Genomic DNA, 15,287 nt, shown 5'->3' on the forward strand with positions numbered 1-15,287 from the left:
TAGTATACTGATATCGTGACCAGAAAAGCTCTTTTCCCTCTACGGAAAAAGGCGCGGAATTTTTTCAACATTCAGTATACATGATTCCCCCCAAAAAGGAAAGGCGGAATTTCTTAAAAATTTGTATCTTTTCGGAAAGCAGGTGGATTTTTGAAGCTGTTTCATACCTCGGACTGGCATTTGGGCAAAATGCTGTACGGCAGGAACCTGCTCCCTGACCAGCGCTGGTTTTTCGAGCGGGTGTTCCTCCCTGCCGCAGAGCGGGAAAAACCTGCCTGCGTGCTGCTTGCCGGGGATATTTACGACCGGCAGATCGCCCCGCCGGAAGCCATTCAGCTGTTTGATTTTGTCCTGTCCCGGCTGACGGAGCTGGGGATCAGGCTTTGTATCATTTCCGGCAACCACGACGGCGCGGACCGCATTGCCATTTTGAAAACCGCCCTGCGGGACAGCGGCGTGTATTTTTCCACCTGCCTGCAGGACGTGCTGTCCCCGGTGCTGCTGGAGGAAAACGGCGAAAAGGCGCAGATTTTCCTCCTCCCCTATTTCAACAGCGCGCAGGGGCGGGAATTTTTGCAGGACGACTCCCTGCGGGGGGAAAACGCCTGTATGCGGAAAATCCTGGAAATGCTTCCCCCGCTGTTTGAGCCGGGCGCCGCCCATATCCTGGTATCCCACTGCTTTGCCGCCGGGGCGGAAAGGTCCGATTCGGAAAGCAGCCTGTTCGTAGGCGGCGCGGGGGAGATCCCGCCGGAGCTTTTTTCCGCCTTTGACTATGTGGCGCTGGGACATCTCCACGCCCCCCAGCGGGCGGGGGAACGGGGCAGGTATTCCGGCTCCCCCCTGAAATATTCCGTAGACGAGCAGAACCAGAAAAAAGGCTACTGCGATGTAATTTGGGACGGCAAAGCGGTTTCCGCCGAACATATCCCGGTGGAGCCGCTGCACGACGTCCGCCGGGTCTCCGGGCTGTTCCGGGAGCTGTTGGAGCAGGGGAAGAAAGCCCCCTGCGAGGATTATGTGGAGCTGGTGCTGACGGACAAAAGCCCTGTCTTCCAGGCGCGGGACAAGCTGCGCCCCTACTACCCCAACCTGCTGTCGGTGCAGAACCCCTGGGCAATCGCCGGGGAAGCCGGGCAGCGGGCGGAAAAGCTCCGGGGGCAGGACGACAGGACCATATTTTCTTCCTTTTTGCAGGATATCTGCGGCGCTGCCCCGGAGGACGGGGAAATGGCGCTGTTTGAAAGCGTTCTTGGGGAGGTGGAGCCATGAAGCCCCTACGGCTGCTGCTGCAGGCGTTCGGACCCTACCCGGACAAAACGGAGCTTGATTTCACCGCCTTTGCGGAAGCGGGGCTGTTCCTCATTTCAGGTCCCACCGGCGGCGGGAAGACCGCCCTGCTGGACGCCATGAGCTTTGCCCTGTTCGGGCGGGCGACCGGGGGCAGGCGCGCCTTTGCCGATATGCGCTGCATGGCTGCAAAGGACGAGGACCCCACCATCGTGGAATACGATTTTTCCCTGCAGGAAACGGTGTACCGCTTCCGCCGCACCCGGTACCTCCACATCAACCGCAATACAAAAGAGCCGGAATTTCGGGAATCCCATGAATGCTATGTGCTGGAAAACGGGGACTTCCGCCTGCTGGAAAGCCGCAGCGAAAGCGCTGTGCGCAGCCGGGCGGAGGAGCTGCTGCACCTGACAGGGGAGCAGTTCGCGCAGGTGATCGTGCTGCCCCAGGGGGAATTTCTCCGGCTGCTGCGGGCAAACTCCAAGGAAAAGGGAGAAATGCTCCGCACGCTGTTCGCCGCCGACCGCTGGAAGCTGCTGACCGACCGGCTGAACCGCCTTGCCAGGGAGCTGGAAGACAAGCTGAAGGATTCGGAAGCCAGGAAAAATTCCCTGCTGCAAAAAGAAAATCTGGAAACCGTGGAAGCGCTGGCGGAAAGCGTGACCGCTGCCGAGGAACGGGAAACCGCCCTCCGCGCCGCCGGGGAGCTGCTGACCCGGCAGTGGCAGCAGGCAAGCAGCGTTATGCAAACAGCGGAGCAATGGCAGCGGCTGGTCACAGCGCTGACGGAAGCGCAAGCCGCCTTCCAAACGGCGCGGGAGCAGCGGGAAACGCTGAAAGAGCAGGCGCCCCTTGCCGCGGAACAGCGGGAAAAGGCGGCAAAGCTGCGGCAGGACGCGGTAGCCCTGGCGCAGGAGACCGCCCGGCTGGCGGAAAAGCGGGAAGACCTTCTCCGGCTGCGGGAGCTGACCGCCCAGGAGGAAAGGTTGCAAAAATCCGTGCTGACCCTGCAGAGCGAGTTGACAGCGCTGGGAGAGCAGGAAAAGGAGCTTCTCACCCGGCTGGAAACAGGGGAAAAATTCGTCCGCCAGTGCCAGGCAGCCGCAAGGCTCCTGCCCGGTCTGCTGGAACGGCAGCAGGCGCTGGAAAAAATGCTGGAAGCCCAAAAGGAGCTTTCCCGCCGCCGGGAAAGCCTTGCCCGGACAGAAGCCGACCTTGCCGCCCAAGAGCAGGAAGCGGGGCGGCTGAAAGTCCTCTGCCTTGCGCTGACGGAAAAGCTGAACGCCCAGGAAGCCGTTTTGCGCCGGAACGCCGCGCTGGGGCTGGCGCAGTCCCTGCGGGAGGGCGAGCCCTGCCCTGTCTGCGGCAGCCGGGAGCACCCCGCCCCCGCCCACGGCGAGCAGCAGCTTCTTCGGCAGGACGAGCTGGAAGCCCTGCGCGCCGGGGAAAAGGACGCGAGGGAAAAGCAGCTGACTGCCATTGCCCGGCAAAGCGCCCTGCAAACGGAAAAAGAAAAAGCCGCCGCTGCCCTGGGGGAACAGGAGGAAATCTGCGCCGCCTTCTCCCTTTCCGCGGAGCAGGCTTCAGCGGAAAGCAGCGAGCTGGCACAAAAAACCGCACTGACCAAACGAGACGCGGACAGGCTGGAAAAAGCCCAGGCAAAGCTTTCCGAATTGACCGCCGAACGGGAAGCTGTCGCCGCCCGTCTTTCCGAGAAAAAAGAAAAGCTTTCCGCCGGAGCCGCCAGAGCGGCAGAGCTGGCGCAGCAGAAAAGCGCGGCGGAGCAAGCCCTCGCCGGGCTGACCTCCTCCGCTTTGGAGCAAAGCATCAAAGAGAAAGAACAGCAATATCAGCAGCTGGAAGCCTCTGCCAAAGCCCTTTTGCAGCAGGCGGAGGAATTTGATAAAAAACGGCAGGACGCGGAAACCGCCCTGCGCCTGAAGCAGGCGGCATTGGAGCAGGCGGAACAGGCACAGAAGGAATTTTCCGCCCCATGGGACGCCCCGCCGGAGCTGGAAGCCCTGCGCAGCCGGGAAGCGGAGCTGCGGGAACAGCGGGTGCGGCAGTCGGAAGAGCTGGGGCAGGCTGCCCAGCGCGCCGATTCCCTGAAAAAAACGCTGGAAGCCGTCGGGCGGCTGGACAAGGACGCCGGGGAGCTGAACCGGGAATACAGCCGCACGGCGAAGCTGGCAAGGTCCCTGTCCGGCACGAACCCCCAAAAGCTGCCCATTTTGCAGTATGTGCTCAGCATTATGCTGGAGGAGGTGCTGGTCAGCGCCAACCACTTTTTCTCCGCCCTGAGCCGTGGGCGCTACGCCCTGCGGCTGATGGACGCGCCCAAGGGGGGCAACGCCTACAGCGGGCTGGATCTGGAGGTGCTGGACGGCGCTTCCATGCTGCCCCGCTCCATTGAGACCCTGTCCGGCGGGGAACAGTTCTTGGCGTCCCTGTCGCTGGCGTTTGGGTTATCCGAGGTGGTGCAGAACCATTCCGGCGCCGTCCGGCTGGATTCCCTGTTCATCGACGAGGGCTTCGGCTCTCTGGACGGTGAAACCCTGGACACCGCCATGAAGGCGCTGGAGCTTTTGCAGGGCGGCGGGCGGCTGATCGGCATTATTTCCCACGTATCCGAGCTGAAAAACCGTATTCCCGGCAGGGTCCAGGTCACAAGGGACGAAGCTGGGGCGTCTCACGCAAAAATCATATTGTAGAAAGGAAGTTTTCTCATGAAAGTCACCTTTATCAAGCACAGCTCCTATTTTGTGGAACTGGACACCTGCTGCCTGCTGTTCGACTACTACGAGGGCACTGTGCCGGAAACGGAAAAGCCCCTGTACATTTTCGCCAGCCACAGCCATGGCGACCATTTTTCCGAGCAGGTGTTTTCACTCTCCCGGGAAAACCGGGAGACGGCGTACCTGCTTTCCGCCGACATCTGGGAAAGCCGCGTGCCGGAAGCCTTTCGGCAGCAGACCGTTTTCGTCTCCCCCCACCAGACCTACGCCGTGGGTGCGGTGAAAGTCGCCACGCTGGAATCCACCGATGTGGGCGTGGCGTTCCTGGTGCAGTGCGAGGGGAAGCTCATTTACCATGCCGGCGACCTGAACTGCTGGGTCTGGGACGGTGCGCCCCGCTTCCAGAACGACCAGATGAAGCTGCAATACAAGCGGGAGCTGAGGATTTTGTCCGGCAGGAAAATTGACGTGGCGTTCGTTCCCCTCGACCCCCGGCAGGAAGAAAATTTTGACCTCGGTATGAAGCTGTTCTTCGACGCGGCAGGGGCAAAGCACGTGTTCCCCATGCATATGTGGGAGGACTATTCCGTGGTGCCGCTGTTCAAATCCACCCCCGGCTATGAAAAATATGCCGACCGTCTGATGGACGTATCCGCACCCGGGCAGGAATTTGTGATCGACTGACGGGCTTGCCGCTCTTATTATCTTTTTCCTGCAACAAAAATAACAGGAGCCTTCTCAAGCGAGAGGGCTCCTGCTGTTTTTATTTTTTCTGCGTTTTTTTATTGAGTAGTTTGTGCGGCTTTTTCGTAGGCTTTTTTGAAGTCCTCAAAAGAAAAGCGCTTGATCTCGTCCTCCAGCGGGTATCCCCAGGAATCGTGAAAGAACTGCATATAAGCCAGCCCACAGCGGTAAGCGAGGTGAATATCTTCCCCGTAATTCTCCTGCTTCTCCACCTCTTTGCAGCAGTCCACAAAGTCCTCATAAGAAGCGGGGTCTGCGCTTTTTCCATCTGCAAAGATAAAAGGATCCATATCACCGGCAATCGCTGCCAATGAGTCTGATGGTGTTTTTTGAAACATTTCGTTTAGCACATAGTAGGTTGCTAAAAATGCCCTGTCATATGAGATCATCAAATTTTCCTCCAATTTTTTCAGATGATTTAAGTCCGCAAGTCGCACCTGCTGTCTAAAGCGCCTCTGCTGTTTCACCATCTCCACCACAAAAATGATGTTTTCAGCGTGGGTCACGCAGTAAACACATAGAAGAAACTTACGGGGCAATTTATTTTCAGCCGTCTACACTCATGACGTCTGTCTTTTTACTCTTTTGCCACATTATATACCGTTAGCAGTTTTTCTTTTGCATAATGAACCGTGTACGCTGTTCCGCCTGTTTCTTTTGTCAAATAGCAGATACAGCAACTGCTATTGTCAACAAGATGGCGGTTTCGCTTATGCACACATCCTCTATAATAGGCTTTTGAAGTATAAACCACCTTGTCCGCCTTTCTCTTTATCTCTTCATAGATCATCCTATCTTCTTTTTCCCAATGCTCCGCCTGACTTTCACACGGCAATACAAGAATCAGCTTACTATAAGGATACTCCGTTTTGAGCTTTAATACCGTTTGAGCCGCCAGCGTGTCAAAGCCCAGTGCACCGCCTGTGCCAAAATACAGATAGCCTTTTTCCATCAACTGGACAAGCACATCTTCAAGCCGCCGTGAGATTTCCGAGAAATTCTCAGGCGGTATTTTTCTATGTCCGGTAAGACAGCAGGTCTTCTCTCTCACAAGATCACGTCTAATCATAATATATAGTTATTCCAATTTTATCTAATTTAACTGGATATGTCAACAAATATTGATGAATAGACCGGACGGTATTGCAAACTGTATATAGTACAATTATAGGCACAAAGGCGGTGGGACCATGGAAAAAGAAGATTTCGCCAAGAGACTGACCGAGCTTCGCATCAATAAAGGTGTTTCAGCCAGAGATATGAGCCTGTCGATCGGTCAAAGCGCAGGTTATATCAACAACATTGAGAATGGAGTGAATCTGCCTTCTATGACAGCATTCTTTTATATCTGCGATTACCTCGCTATAGAGCCAGGAGACTTCTTTAATTCCAAGTCGCCCGATCCTGCAAAAGCGAATGAGCTTTTGGATATTGCCAAATCCCTAAACAGCGAACAGCTCGATCATCTAATTGCACTTGCAAGGGGACTGCGAAAATGAAAAATGAGGTGCTGTCTGCAAAGGACAGTGCCTCATTTCTTCTAATAGCCGCCCCTGCCCGGTGCGCTTCCGTCCGCGTTTCTGCTATTTCACTATCTCCACCACAAACAAAAACCAGCCCCTTGAAATTGAACCCGCTGTCCGAAGCGCCACGCCTTTTTTCTGCGAATCTCCTCTCCTTGCTCGTGGCGCTGGTGAAATCCGCTGCGCGGATTTCGTTCGACCGCGTCCCTGCTGTTTCACTGTCTCCACCACAAACAAAAACCAGCCCCTTGGGCTGGCTTTGTTTGTGGTGGAGATGGCGAGAATCGAACTCGCGTCCGAAAAAGGATCACCGGGGCTTTCTACGAGCGTAGCTTATCCTTTGAGATTCCCCCGACCCGGCGCTGAAAAGCAGGCTCCGAGCTTCGGTAGCCTTTTGGGGTCATGGCAGGGCGAAAGGCGGCGCGCCTGCTCACGTTCACCGCTCATCGACGCTCTTATCCCGACCGCGGTGCTTCGGGTAAGAACGGCTGCTTAATTAAGCAGCAACAGCAACAGTATTGTTGTCGTTTAATTTTAAAAGTTTGCGGATTTTATCGCAGCTCCGCACTGCGGCTCGCTTACCAGGGCTCTCCTTCCCCGTCGAAACCTTTACATCCCCGAATTTAGATGTTAGTTGTTAGATATTAGTCGTTAGAGAAGGGCATTTTCTAACAACTAACGACTCATCGCTAATAACTGCTATTATAGACGCTTTACGTTGCTTTTACAAGTGGAAATTGTCGGGAACATTCAGAAAAAGCGAACCTTTATGGTTTCACACAAAGCGGCAGCGTCGCCTGTAACGCCGTTGAAACGGTAATCATAGCTGCCATTTTCAAAAATCCCATGCTTTTTCTCCAGCATAATTGCAACAGGGGCGGGAAGATTTCCATGCATTCTGGTCTTGAAGCGCTCCTTTATGGTTTCAATATCCGCGTACACAAGTATGGTAATGCTTCCTTCCGGCAGGAATGCAATCTGTTCCGGCTCGGAGATCACATAAATCATATTCCCGCCGTTCAGCGCCTGCTGGAGCTTTTCCTGAAACAGCGCCTTTGCTTCACTTTCGCTTCTTGCCATTCTGAGATAATCCTTCCCCGTGATGATATCAGCGCCAATGACCTTCTTCAGCTCATTTGCAAGGGTGGATTTCCCACTGCAATTCTCACCAATGATCCCAATTACCATGCTTCTCTCCCACTCGCTTTCCCTTCAGAAAACCTCTTAAAAAACAGAACACAATTCCTCTAGGCCGTGAATTTCATACTCCGGCTGACCTATCTCCTCCGGCAACTCAAAAAACGGATTGGACGGGAACCAGACGGCAGGCATATGCGCCTGATGGGCGCACAGCACATCAAAGGGGTGGTCGCCTACATAGATGCTGTTTTCCCGGGGAACGCCAATATCGTGACAGGCAAGCTCCAGAATTTTGGGGTCAGGCTTGTAGAGATTTACCTCTTCGGAAATGACGATACTGTCAAAATAGTCCGTAAGCTTCAGCGTAGACAAGGTTTCCCTGACCTGCGGGCGATTGTTGCTGACAATCCCCAAAAAATACCCTTTTGCTTTCAAGTAAGCCAGGGTTTCTCCGGCGTGGGGCGTTGCCTGATATTCTATCGGGTACTTTCCGTGCAGAACCGGCAGAAGCCGGTCAGCCAGCTCCTCGTCTATGGGCAAAAACCGGCGGTAGGCGGAAAGCACCCCCGCAAGAAATTCCTCGTCGCTGGCACGCACGCCGGTCTCGTTCTCCTTTTGTATCTGCCTACCTACCCAAAGCTCGCTTGCCGCGTATGCTTTTTCTACCGTTTCCACAGATATTTCGGGAGAAACAGGGCGTACCAACTCCCACACCTTTTCCGGCAAAGACGGCCTCTTTAACAAGAGCGTATTGTCCAGATCGAACAAAACACAGGAGACTCTTTGCATAGCTATCCCTCCATGGATCACCGTGGCTTTTTGAAATGCAGCCAATGGATGCCGTCTTCATATCCAATTCTGCTATAAAACGTATTGCCACCGCCGGTCATGATCTCCGCGCCAAGGGGCTTCAATGTTTCGTAGTGTCTGGAAAGTGCTGCCGCTGCAAGCCCTTTCCTGCGATACTTTGGGATCGTACAAAGCGGTTCCATGTATGCCAGCTTGTTTTTGGGGACCCACCACATGCCAGAAAAGCAGGCATATTCCCCCTGCTCGTCCGCAATTATCACATTGTACTCATAGGTCGCGTGAGGCGGCGGAGCCAGGAAAGAGCCCAATATCTCGCTATATGATTTGGCGGGGGTAAACTCTGTGCCCTGTTCCTCTTCCCACCAGTTTTCAAACGCGCCCTCGTCTTCGTGATCAAAACCCTTCCAGGTACAAACAGCCAGCTTCAGGGGGTCGCATTTTTGGGAATCCACAAAATGAAACCCCTCCGGCAGCGGATACCGCAGTTCTGTTTTCCGAAAATCGCAGATCAGATCAACGTTTTCATAAGATACTTCATATCCTCTTTTTTGAACAACATCAAGAAACGCGCTTTGCCCGCTGAACAGAACCAGCTCCTGTTCATTTCTAAAATTGGGCATATTGTTTTCCGCGTATTCTACCATTTCCTCCGCCAGCTCTTCGTAGCCCGGCCGAAGATTAAAAAAGATATGGGTAACGGGGGCTTCATAAAAAACAAAACCAACCGCTTTTCCCCCGTCGAGCCAAAGCCTGTTTAAGTGCAAATAGGACTTGTTCATCCACGAGGACGTAACGGCATATTCAAAAAATGGCGCCGCCGCGCCATTGGCGAAAAAATGCCCGTAAGTGTCCTCCATAAAATCCCATACCATTTGCATATCTGTCAGGATCTGGAATTGCTTTGTCTTGATTCGTCCCATATAGTTCTCCTTCTTAATGAATCGGCTTTCCAAGATGCTTGTCCTGCCGCCACTGGGGCGCAGGACCATCGTCGCCCCAATACTCGTCCATGGAGCGTATCCTTCCATTTTGCACTCTGATAAAGGAAGTGACATGAAAAGAAGCGGAACCGTCCACAGGATAGACATGGACTACCGTGACGATCATATCGTCAAAAAAATGCTTCCGCTGGATTTCCCCCGCCCACTGACCGGGGTATTCACAGTTGGCGCGAATGTATTCTTCCACAGTAAAATGCTCGTTGGTACAGTGCCAGTTTACAAAAGCGCCCTCATGAAAGTATGCTCTAAGCGCTTCCGCGTCCTGCCGCAACACATCTGCCCAAAACTGCTCAATATCCATTCCCTGTCTCCCCCTTGCGGCTCCCCGTCCTTGTCAGTTCCCCAGAGGGATACCTTTCGCGTCCACATTGATGGAGCCTACCAGGATCATGATGGCCTCAATGAAGCTCCAGATTTCGGAAACGAGCGCGAGAACGCCGCAGCTCAAAACGGTCAGCAGGAGCTGGGCTACCGCCTTCCCCGTGTAGCCGAGATAAAAATTGTGCACCCCGAAGCAGCCCAGGAAAATCCCCAGCAGCCCGGCGGCGATTTTGGATTTCTGCTGTCCGGGGTAAACATAGGGCATCGCGTTCAGCGCCACGCCGCAATTCAGGCAGACCGCCGCTCCCGGCATGGTCTGGGCGCCGCAGTTGGGGCAGAAATTCACCCCTGTTCCCACAGCCGCGCCGCAATGGACGCAGACCGCCGCGTTTTCATAAATTTCTCCACCGCAATTTCTGCAAAACATACCCATTCTCCTTTGGAATCTATTTTTTAATGGAATCCCCGTGAGGATACCGTTTCCTTACTGGCTTTTTTCCCTGTCCGCCCGAAAAGCGTCCATGTTCTTTTTGCAGCTGTATGCTTCCATCAGCTTTTCATCTTCCCAGGTCCACAGCTTTTCAACATCTATCATGCGGGCGATCTCCTCCGGGGAAGGCTCTGCGGGAAAATCCTTGCAGGGATAGCTTTCACAGTACCCGCAATGCTCCAGCCCCTTTTCCATCACACATTTCCGGGTTTTGCAGTTTCTATCGAAAAAAACTGCGTCCGTTCGCTCGCAGGAACAACCGTCACAAATAATCTCAGCGGGATCAGCATGGAAAAGCGGGTTCTGCTTTTTCCACACGGCACAGATTTCTTCCCGTCTGTCCTCTTTCTCTGTATTAGGGCGGTAAATCAGGCACAGGTCGCATCGCATACCGCATTTTGAAAAAACCTTTTTCTCCATTCCGGCCTCTCCCTTTCAGCAACGGTATCTTTACACATTTAATCGGAGCGCTTCTCTCCCCGGAAAAAGCGCTTACCGGTTCCGCTCCTTCAGTTCCCGCTCGATGTTCCGCTGAGCGTCCCGCTTTGCCATGTCGGCGCGCTTATCATAGTTTTTCTTACCCTTGCAAAGCCCTACCTGCACCTTGACCCGGCTATCCTTAAAGTACAGGGACAGCGGAATTAAGGAATAGCCCTGCTGTTTGACGATCCCATACAGCCGCAGGATCTCCCGCTTGTGCATGAGCAGGCGGCGCACCCGCATGGGGTCCCGGTTGAAGATATTGCCGAAATCGTAAGGGCTGATATGGCAGCCGTTTAGCAGCATTTCACCGTCCACCACGGAACACCACGCGTCCTTCAAATTCGCCCTGCCCTGCCGGAGGGATTTTACCTCCGTGCCCACAAGCTCGATCCCGGCTTCAAAGCTTTCCTCCACGAAATAATCGTGGTAAGCTTTTTTGTTTTGCGCAATGGTTTTCGTATTCGATTTTGCGGGCATAGACGCCTCCTTTTTAGACGCTGGATACTGGATACTGGATCAGGACAAGAGCATTTTAATAACGAAGAACAAAATAGATCACATACGCCCAGCTTAAAAGCCCGTGAACGATCGCCCAGCCCACGGAATGCCATGTGGTATAGCTGATGACCATTGCCAGCGCGCTGCCGAAGGTGATCCCTGTCTTCACGGTTTTTTCGATTGCGTTTTTACTTTTTCCCTGCGGATATTCGGACATAGAAATTCCCTTTCCCACTAGGTTATGCCTTTTGGCAAGTTTTTTTGAAAATGAAACAGCCGGCAAGAACGACCGCTAACATGGCAATATTGTACACCGCCGGCGCTAAAAAGCACACATTAAAAATCATATGGCAAAGGGCGGCGGACAAAAAGCTCCGGCGGTGGAGATACAGCTTTCCCAAAACCACCCCGACCAGAACAGCCCAAATCCATAATTGCACCTGCTGCACTGCGGGCAGCCCGTGTGCCGTCCACATGGGAATGTGCCAAAACGCCCAGGCAATTCCCCCTATCAGCAGAGATTTTCCCTCTTTCCCGCCTTCCGCCAGGCGCCGCAGGAAAAAGCCGCGCCATGCCGCTTCTTCCAGAAACGCCGTACACAACAAATAGATACAGGTGCCTGCAAGGGCAGGAACAGAGGGATAGGTACTGCCGTACACATTCGTTTTGGAGAAAAAGGAATAGGCAAGCGTCGTAAAAAAGCCAACTGGAACAACGGTTGCACAAACGAGGAGCTCTTTGCGGGAAAACCCGGTCACGCCCTCCCTCCAAAAGCTCAAAAAGCGGCGCTCATGCAGCAGAAAGGCTGTGGAAATCAGCATTGGCACAAAAATGAAACCATTTTTCAAGTACAGGAGCGCTTCAGGAACATCAGCGCCGCCCTGCTGCAAGATCTGCGGAAGATAGCAAAGAGCAGAGAGGGCATATGTCAAAAGCAGCCACAAAGCCAGCTTTCCCCTGCCGCTCGCAGTTCCTGCGGGACAAGAGATCATAACTCCTGCCTCCCTTGCATGGCGCGCTGCAAGGTCACCTCGTCGGCGTATTCCAAATCGCCGCCTACGGGAATGCCGTAAGCAAGGCGGGTCACCTTCACGCCCAGGGGCTTTAAGAGGCGGGAAAGATACATGGCGGTGGCTTCCCCCTCTACCGTGGGATTTGTCGCCATAATGACCTCACTGACGGTGCCGTCGATACGCGCCAGAAGCTCCTTGATATGGAGCTGGTCAGGTCCAATGCCGGACAGCGGGGAAATCGCGCCGTGAAGCACGTGGTACTGGGCATTATATTCCCCTGCCCGCTCTAAGGCGAACACGTCCTTGGGCTCCTCCACCACGCAGATGACGGACTTGTCCCGCAGGTCGTTGCGGCAGACCGGGCAAAGGTCGCTGTCGGTCAGATTGCAGCAAACGCTGCAATAATGTATTTTCTCGTGGGCTTCCACAATGGCGGCGGCAAAGCTTTCCGCGTCCTCCCTGGACATATCCAGCACATGATATGCCAGGCGCTGGGCATTTTTATGCCCGATGCCCGGCAGGCTCTCGAATTTTTCCACCAGCCCCTCCAACGGGGGCACATGATACCCCGCCATCAGAACATTCCGCCGCCGGACACGGCAGCCATTTTTTCTTCTTTCTCCTGATTGGCGGCGCGGAGCGCTTCGTTGACGGCGGCGGTCACCAGATCGCCCAGCATTTCCGCGTCGTCAGGGTCGATGACCTCCGGCTTGATCTCCACGGTCTTCACTTCCAGCTTGCCGGTAACAGTTGCCTTCACGGCGTCGCCGCCGGAGGTGGCGGAATATTCCTTTTCTTCCAGCTCCGCGGTGATCTCCGCGATCTGCTCCTGCATTTTCTGCGCCTGCTTGGCAAGCTGCTGCAAATTGGCTGCGCCGCCTCCGCCGTAGCCCTGAGGTAATCTAGCTTTCATAATGTTCCAGTCCTTTCTTAAAACGGTATGGTCAGTTCCTCCGGGGGTTCTTCCCCGGCGGGCGTTTCTTCCTGAATTTCAATGCCGGAATCCTTTGCCCGGCGGGTCAGCTCCTCCAGGGGGTCGGCTTCCTCCCCAGTCTCCTCCCTGCGGTAGGGTCCCAGCCGGTAGGTGCGCCCCGTCACGTGACGGATCGCTTCCCGCATTCGGTCCCTCTGCTCCGGGCGCTTCAACAGTTCAAAGGCGATCTCCGGGGCGTCGATCAGCATATAGTCCCCGTTGACATAGGCGGCGGAGCCGGAAAACGCCATGGCAACGCTTTTGGTGGAATTTTTTATCACCTGCAAAATCTCCGGCCAGTCCCGGAACCGCTGGGCCTCCGCCGACAGCGCCCGGATATCCACCGTGGGCTGGGGCTTTGCCGCCGGGGGTGGGGAAACGGGCTTTTTCTGCTCCGCTTCCGGGGGCTCCGGGGGCAGGGGAGCCTGATCGAACGTATCGGTTTCCGGTGGAAGCTCCGGCTCAGGGATTTTTTCCGGCTCCTGCGCGGGTTCCTCCGGGTCGGGCGGCAGGGGGATTTCCTCCGCTTTTGGCTCCGGCGAAAGCTGCTCCGGCTCGCGGGAAATTTCTTCCACTTTCGGCTCCGGCGAAAGCGGCTCAACCGGGGGCTGTTCCACGGCGGGCTGAGAAACAGGCTTCAAAGTCTCCTGCGCCGGAGCAGGCTGCAATCTTTGCCGGGGAGGAGCGCCGCTTTCCAGCGCTTCCAGCCGCCGGAGCAGCGCGTCCGGGGTGGTATCCAGCTCTGGGGAGCAAAGGCGCACAAATGCCATTTCCAGCTGTGCCCGCTGGTTCCCATAGCGCATTTTATTCAGGGTTTCTTCAAAAGTATCCAATCCATGCAGAATGGTGGACAGGCTCATTGCCAACGCCTGACGGTTCATGGTCTCCCATTCCCCGGCGGAGACCGTCACCAGCCCGGACGCGTCCCGCATGGTCTTGATGAGCATTAAGCCCCGGAAATATTCCGCCATTTCCTCGCACAGGCGGCTCATGTCCTTCGATTCCCGGTACAGCTCGTCGATAGCGCCCAAGGCGGCTGAAATGTCCCGCTCTGCCACTGCCTGCGCCAGGGTGGACAGATATTCCCTTGCCGCCACGCCTGCGGTGCGGTTCACGGTTTCCAATGTCACGTGGGCGTCACGCCCCAGGCACTGGTCCAAAAGCGACAGCGCGTCGCGCATGGCGCCGTCGGCAATGCGGGCGATGAGCAGGGCGGCGTCCCTGTCCAGCTGCGCCCCTTCTTCTCCTGCTACATATTCCAGCCGGTCGGCGATGGCCTCCGGGGAAATGCGGCGGAAATCAAAGCGCTGGCACCGGGACAAAATGGTGGGCAGCAGCTTGTGGACCTCGGTAGTCGCCAGAATAAAGATCACATGGGCGGGGGGCTCCTCCAGCGTTTTCAGCAGGGCGTTAAACGCCGCCACGGAGAGCATATGCACCTCGTCGATGATGTACACCCGATATTTGGCAGTCGCCGGGGTGAAATTGGATTCTTCAATCAGGGAACGAATGCTGTCCACGCCGTTGTTGCTGGCGGCGTCGATCTCTACCACGTCCAGAATGGAGCCGTCCTCCAGGCCCCGGCAGACCTCGCATTCGCCGCAGGGGTCGCCGTTCTGGGGATCCAGGCAGTTCACTGCCCGCGCCAGTATTTTCGCACAGGTGGTCTTGCCCGTCCCACGGGAGCCGGTGAACAGATACGCGTGGGCGATACGTCCGCGGGTCAGCTCGTTTTTCAGCGTGACCGTCACCTGGGGCTGATCTACCACGTCCGCGAAAAAACGGGGACGGTACTTGCGATACAGAACCTTATACATAAAGCCGGTCACCTCCCTGAAAAATCTGCCGGAAGAAAACATAAGGCAGTAGCCCGGTAGAATATGAGAACGGACAGGCGACCTGCATCGCCCGGAAGCATCCGCTTAATGCTGCTCGGTTCCCCGCCTGACATGGTTCACGGCGTTCCGCCGTACAGACCTGTCCGCTCCCATATTCCACTGTTCCGCTGCCACTTGCAGTGGAGGCGATCGTGTCCCTGCTTTTGCACGGGGAACCACTTTGTGCGCCGACCGCTGCTTTCCTGATAAAACGTCTTTTCGCTACGGTGGAGCCGCCCGTGTCCCCGCTTTCGCAAAAAGACAACTCTCTGCAACCACCGCTGCTTTCTTGATAAAACGTCTTTTCGCTGCGGTGGAGCCGCCCGTGTCCCTGCTTTCGCAAAAAAGACAGTTCTCTGCAGCCACCGCCGCTTTAGGGTTATTATACC

18 protein-coding genes and 2 other RNA genes are annotated in these 15,287 nt (G+C 55.3%); 4 read left to right on the forward strand and 16 right to left on the reverse strand.

Annotated features, from left to right (window positions below):
- Positions 1–150 precede the first annotated feature (150 nt).
- The 3 genes from AB8996_RS08725 to AB8996_RS08735 are packed head-to-tail and all read left to right on the forward strand — an operon-like array spanning position 151 to position 4,709.
- The gene (locus AB8996_RS08725) at positions 151–1,272 is read left to right on the forward strand and encodes an exonuclease SbcCD subunit D (RefSeq protein WP_369298591.1); all 1,122 of its coding nucleotides are present in this window, start codon (positions 151–153) and stop codon (positions 1,270–1,272) included.
- Entirely contained in the window at positions 1,269–4,001 is a 2,733-nt protein-coding gene (locus AB8996_RS08730) for an AAA family ATPase (RefSeq protein WP_369298592.1), read from the forward strand. The genes AB8996_RS08725 and AB8996_RS08730 overlap by 4 nt, the downstream gene beginning before the upstream one ends.
- Before the next feature lie 15 nt (positions 4,002–4,016).
- On the forward strand, positions 4,017–4,709 hold the full coding sequence (locus AB8996_RS08735; RefSeq protein WP_369298593.1) for an MBL fold metallo-hydrolase: 693 nt from the start codon (positions 4,017–4,019) through the stop codon (positions 4,707–4,709).
- 98 nt (positions 4,710–4,807) lie between these two features.
- On the opposite strand, the gene AB8996_RS08740 is transcribed toward AB8996_RS08735, so the two are convergent.
- The gene (locus tag AB8996_RS08740; protein ID WP_369298594.1) at positions 4,808–5,248 is read right to left on the reverse strand and encodes a hypothetical protein; all 441 of its coding nucleotides are present in this window, start codon (positions 5,246–5,248) and stop codon (positions 4,808–4,810) included.
- 98 nt (positions 5,249–5,346) lie between these two features.
- Positions 5,347–5,838 carry an SLOG family protein gene (locus AB8996_RS08745; protein ID WP_369298595.1) on the reverse strand — a complete coding sequence of 164 codons (492 nt, stop codon included), beginning with the start codon at positions 5,836–5,838 and terminating at the stop codon, positions 5,347–5,349.
- A gap of 121 nt (positions 5,839–5,959) precedes the next feature.
- Between AB8996_RS08745 and AB8996_RS08750 the strand changes: the two genes are divergently transcribed.
- A complete protein-coding gene (locus tag AB8996_RS08750) occupies positions 5,960–6,268 on the forward strand; it encodes a helix-turn-helix domain-containing protein (RefSeq protein WP_369298596.1) in 309 nt (102 codons plus the stop codon).
- Between the two features lie 290 nt (positions 6,269–6,558).
- On the opposite strand, the gene ssrA is transcribed toward AB8996_RS08750, so the two are convergent.
- The 14 genes from ssrA to ffs form a co-directional block, all read right to left on the reverse strand.
- Positions 6,559–6,911, reverse strand: a transfer-messenger RNA (tmRNA) gene (gene ssrA, locus AB8996_RS08755).
- Between the two features lie 131 nt (positions 6,912–7,042).
- Positions 7,043–7,480, reverse strand: a complete 438-nt coding sequence (locus tag AB8996_RS08760; protein ID WP_369298597.1) for a hypothetical protein — start codon at positions 7,478–7,480, stop codon at positions 7,043–7,045.
- Between the two features lie 36 nt (positions 7,481–7,516).
- Complete coding sequence (locus AB8996_RS08765; protein ID WP_369298598.1) at positions 7,517–8,221, reverse strand: HAD family hydrolase; 705 nt, start codon at positions 8,219–8,221, stop codon at positions 7,517–7,519.
- Between the two features lie 17 nt (positions 8,222–8,238).
- Positions 8,239–9,162: a hypothetical protein gene (locus tag AB8996_RS08770; protein WP_369298599.1), complete on the reverse strand. Its 924-nt coding sequence runs from the start codon at positions 9,160–9,162 to the stop codon at positions 8,239–8,241.
- Positions 9,163–9,175: 13 nt separating this feature from the next.
- On the reverse strand, positions 9,176–9,544 hold the full coding sequence (locus AB8996_RS08775; protein WP_369298600.1) for a nuclear transport factor 2 family protein: 369 nt from the start codon (positions 9,542–9,544) through the stop codon (positions 9,176–9,178).
- A gap of 33 nt (positions 9,545–9,577) precedes the next feature.
- A complete protein-coding gene (locus AB8996_RS08780) occupies positions 9,578–9,991 on the reverse strand; it encodes an NINE protein (RefSeq protein ID WP_369298601.1) in 414 nt (137 codons plus the stop codon).
- Positions 9,992–10,048: 57 nt separating this feature from the next.
- Positions 10,049–10,474: a DUF3795 domain-containing protein gene (locus AB8996_RS08785; RefSeq protein WP_369298602.1), complete on the reverse strand. Its 426-nt coding sequence runs from the start codon at positions 10,472–10,474 to the stop codon at positions 10,049–10,051.
- 72 nt (positions 10,475–10,546) lie between these two features.
- The gene (gene smpB / locus AB8996_RS08790) at positions 10,547–11,014 is read right to left on the reverse strand and encodes an SsrA-binding protein SmpB (protein ID WP_369298603.1); all 468 of its coding nucleotides are present in this window, start codon (positions 11,012–11,014) and stop codon (positions 10,547–10,549) included.
- A gap of 55 nt (positions 11,015–11,069) precedes the next feature.
- A complete protein-coding gene (locus AB8996_RS08795) occupies positions 11,070–11,252 on the reverse strand; it encodes a hypothetical protein (protein ID WP_369298604.1) in 183 nt (60 codons plus the stop codon).
- A gap of 22 nt (positions 11,253–11,274) precedes the next feature.
- The gene (locus AB8996_RS08800; protein WP_369298605.1) at positions 11,275–11,856 is read right to left on the reverse strand and encodes a CPBP family intramembrane glutamic endopeptidase; all 582 of its coding nucleotides are present in this window, start codon (positions 11,854–11,856) and stop codon (positions 11,275–11,277) included.
- Positions 11,857–12,023: 167 nt separating this feature from the next.
- Positions 12,024–12,623, reverse strand: a complete 600-nt coding sequence (gene recR, locus AB8996_RS08805; RefSeq protein ID WP_369298606.1) for a recombination mediator RecR — start codon at positions 12,621–12,623, stop codon at positions 12,024–12,026.
- Positions 12,623–12,961: a YbaB/EbfC family nucleoid-associated protein gene (locus AB8996_RS08810; protein ID WP_369298607.1), complete on the reverse strand. Its 339-nt coding sequence runs from the start codon at positions 12,959–12,961 to the stop codon at positions 12,623–12,625. Before AB8996_RS08810 ends, recR begins: the two co-directional genes overlap by 1 nt.
- Before the next feature lie 17 nt (positions 12,962–12,978).
- On the reverse strand, positions 12,979–14,838 hold the full coding sequence (gene dnaX / locus AB8996_RS08815) for a DNA polymerase III subunit gamma/tau (RefSeq protein ID WP_369298608.1): 1,860 nt from the start codon (positions 14,836–14,838) through the stop codon (positions 12,979–12,981).
- A 68-nt stretch (positions 14,839–14,906) separates the two neighbouring features.
- Positions 14,907–15,004: signal recognition particle sRNA small type (gene ffs / locus AB8996_RS08820), an RNA gene on the reverse strand.
- Between the last annotated feature and the right edge of the window lie 283 nt (positions 15,005–15,287).

Origin of the sequence: uncultured Neglectibacter sp., assembly GCA_937958185.1 — a bacterium.
Lineage (GTDB): Bacteria > Bacillota > Clostridia > Oscillospirales > Acutalibacteraceae > Acutalibacter.

Excerpts from the sequence above, each read along its gene's own strand:
- AB8996_RS08800 (WP_369298605.1), bottom strand. The coding sequence starts at position 11,856 with ATGCTGATTTCCACAGCCTTTCTGCTGCATGAGCGCCGCTTTTTGAGC.
- AB8996_RS08730 (WP_369298592.1), top strand. The coding sequence starts at position 1,269 with ATGAAGCCCCTACGGCTGCTGCTGCAGGCGTTCGGACCCTACCCGGAC.
- dnaX (WP_369298608.1), bottom strand. The coding sequence starts at position 14,838 with ATGTATAAGGTTCTGTATCGCAAGTACCGTCCCCGTTTTTTCGCGGAC.
- AB8996_RS08745 (WP_369298595.1), bottom strand. The coding sequence starts at position 5,838 with ATGATTAGACGTGATCTTGTGAGAGAGAAGACCTGCTGTCTTACCGGA.
- smpB (WP_369298603.1), bottom strand. The coding sequence starts at position 11,014 with ATGCCCGCAAAATCGAATACGAAAACCATTGCGCAAAACAAAAAAGCT.
- recR (WP_369298606.1), bottom strand. The coding sequence starts at position 12,623 with ATGGCGGGGTATCATGTGCCCCCGTTGGAGGGGCTGGTGGAAAAATTC.
- AB8996_RS08750 (WP_369298596.1), top strand. The coding sequence starts at position 5,960 with ATGGAAAAAGAAGATTTCGCCAAGAGACTGACCGAGCTTCGCATCAAT.
- AB8996_RS08810 (WP_369298607.1), bottom strand. The coding sequence starts at position 12,961 with ATGAAAGCTAGATTACCTCAGGGCTACGGCGGAGGCGGCGCAGCCAAT.
- AB8996_RS08780 (WP_369298601.1), bottom strand. The coding sequence starts at position 9,991 with ATGTTTTGCAGAAATTGCGGTGGAGAAATTTATGAAAACGCGGCGGTC.
- AB8996_RS08785 (WP_369298602.1), bottom strand. The coding sequence starts at position 10,474 with ATGGAGAAAAAGGTTTTTTCAAAATGCGGTATGCGATGCGACCTGTGC.
- AB8996_RS08770 (WP_369298599.1), bottom strand. The coding sequence starts at position 9,162 with ATGGGACGAATCAAGACAAAGCAATTCCAGATCCTGACAGATATGCAA.
- AB8996_RS08775 (WP_369298600.1), bottom strand. The coding sequence starts at position 9,544 with ATGGATATTGAGCAGTTTTGGGCAGATGTGTTGCGGCAGGACGCGGAA.
- AB8996_RS08765 (WP_369298598.1), bottom strand. The coding sequence starts at position 8,221 with ATGCAAAGAGTCTCCTGTGTTTTGTTCGATCTGGACAATACGCTCTTG.
- AB8996_RS08735 (WP_369298593.1), top strand. The coding sequence starts at position 4,017 with ATGAAAGTCACCTTTATCAAGCACAGCTCCTATTTTGTGGAACTGGAC.
- AB8996_RS08760 (WP_369298597.1), bottom strand. The coding sequence starts at position 7,480 with ATGGTAATTGGGATCATTGGTGAGAATTGCAGTGGGAAATCCACCCTT.
- AB8996_RS08795 (WP_369298604.1), bottom strand. The coding sequence starts at position 11,252 with ATGTCCGAATATCCGCAGGGAAAAAGTAAAAACGCAATCGAAAAAACC.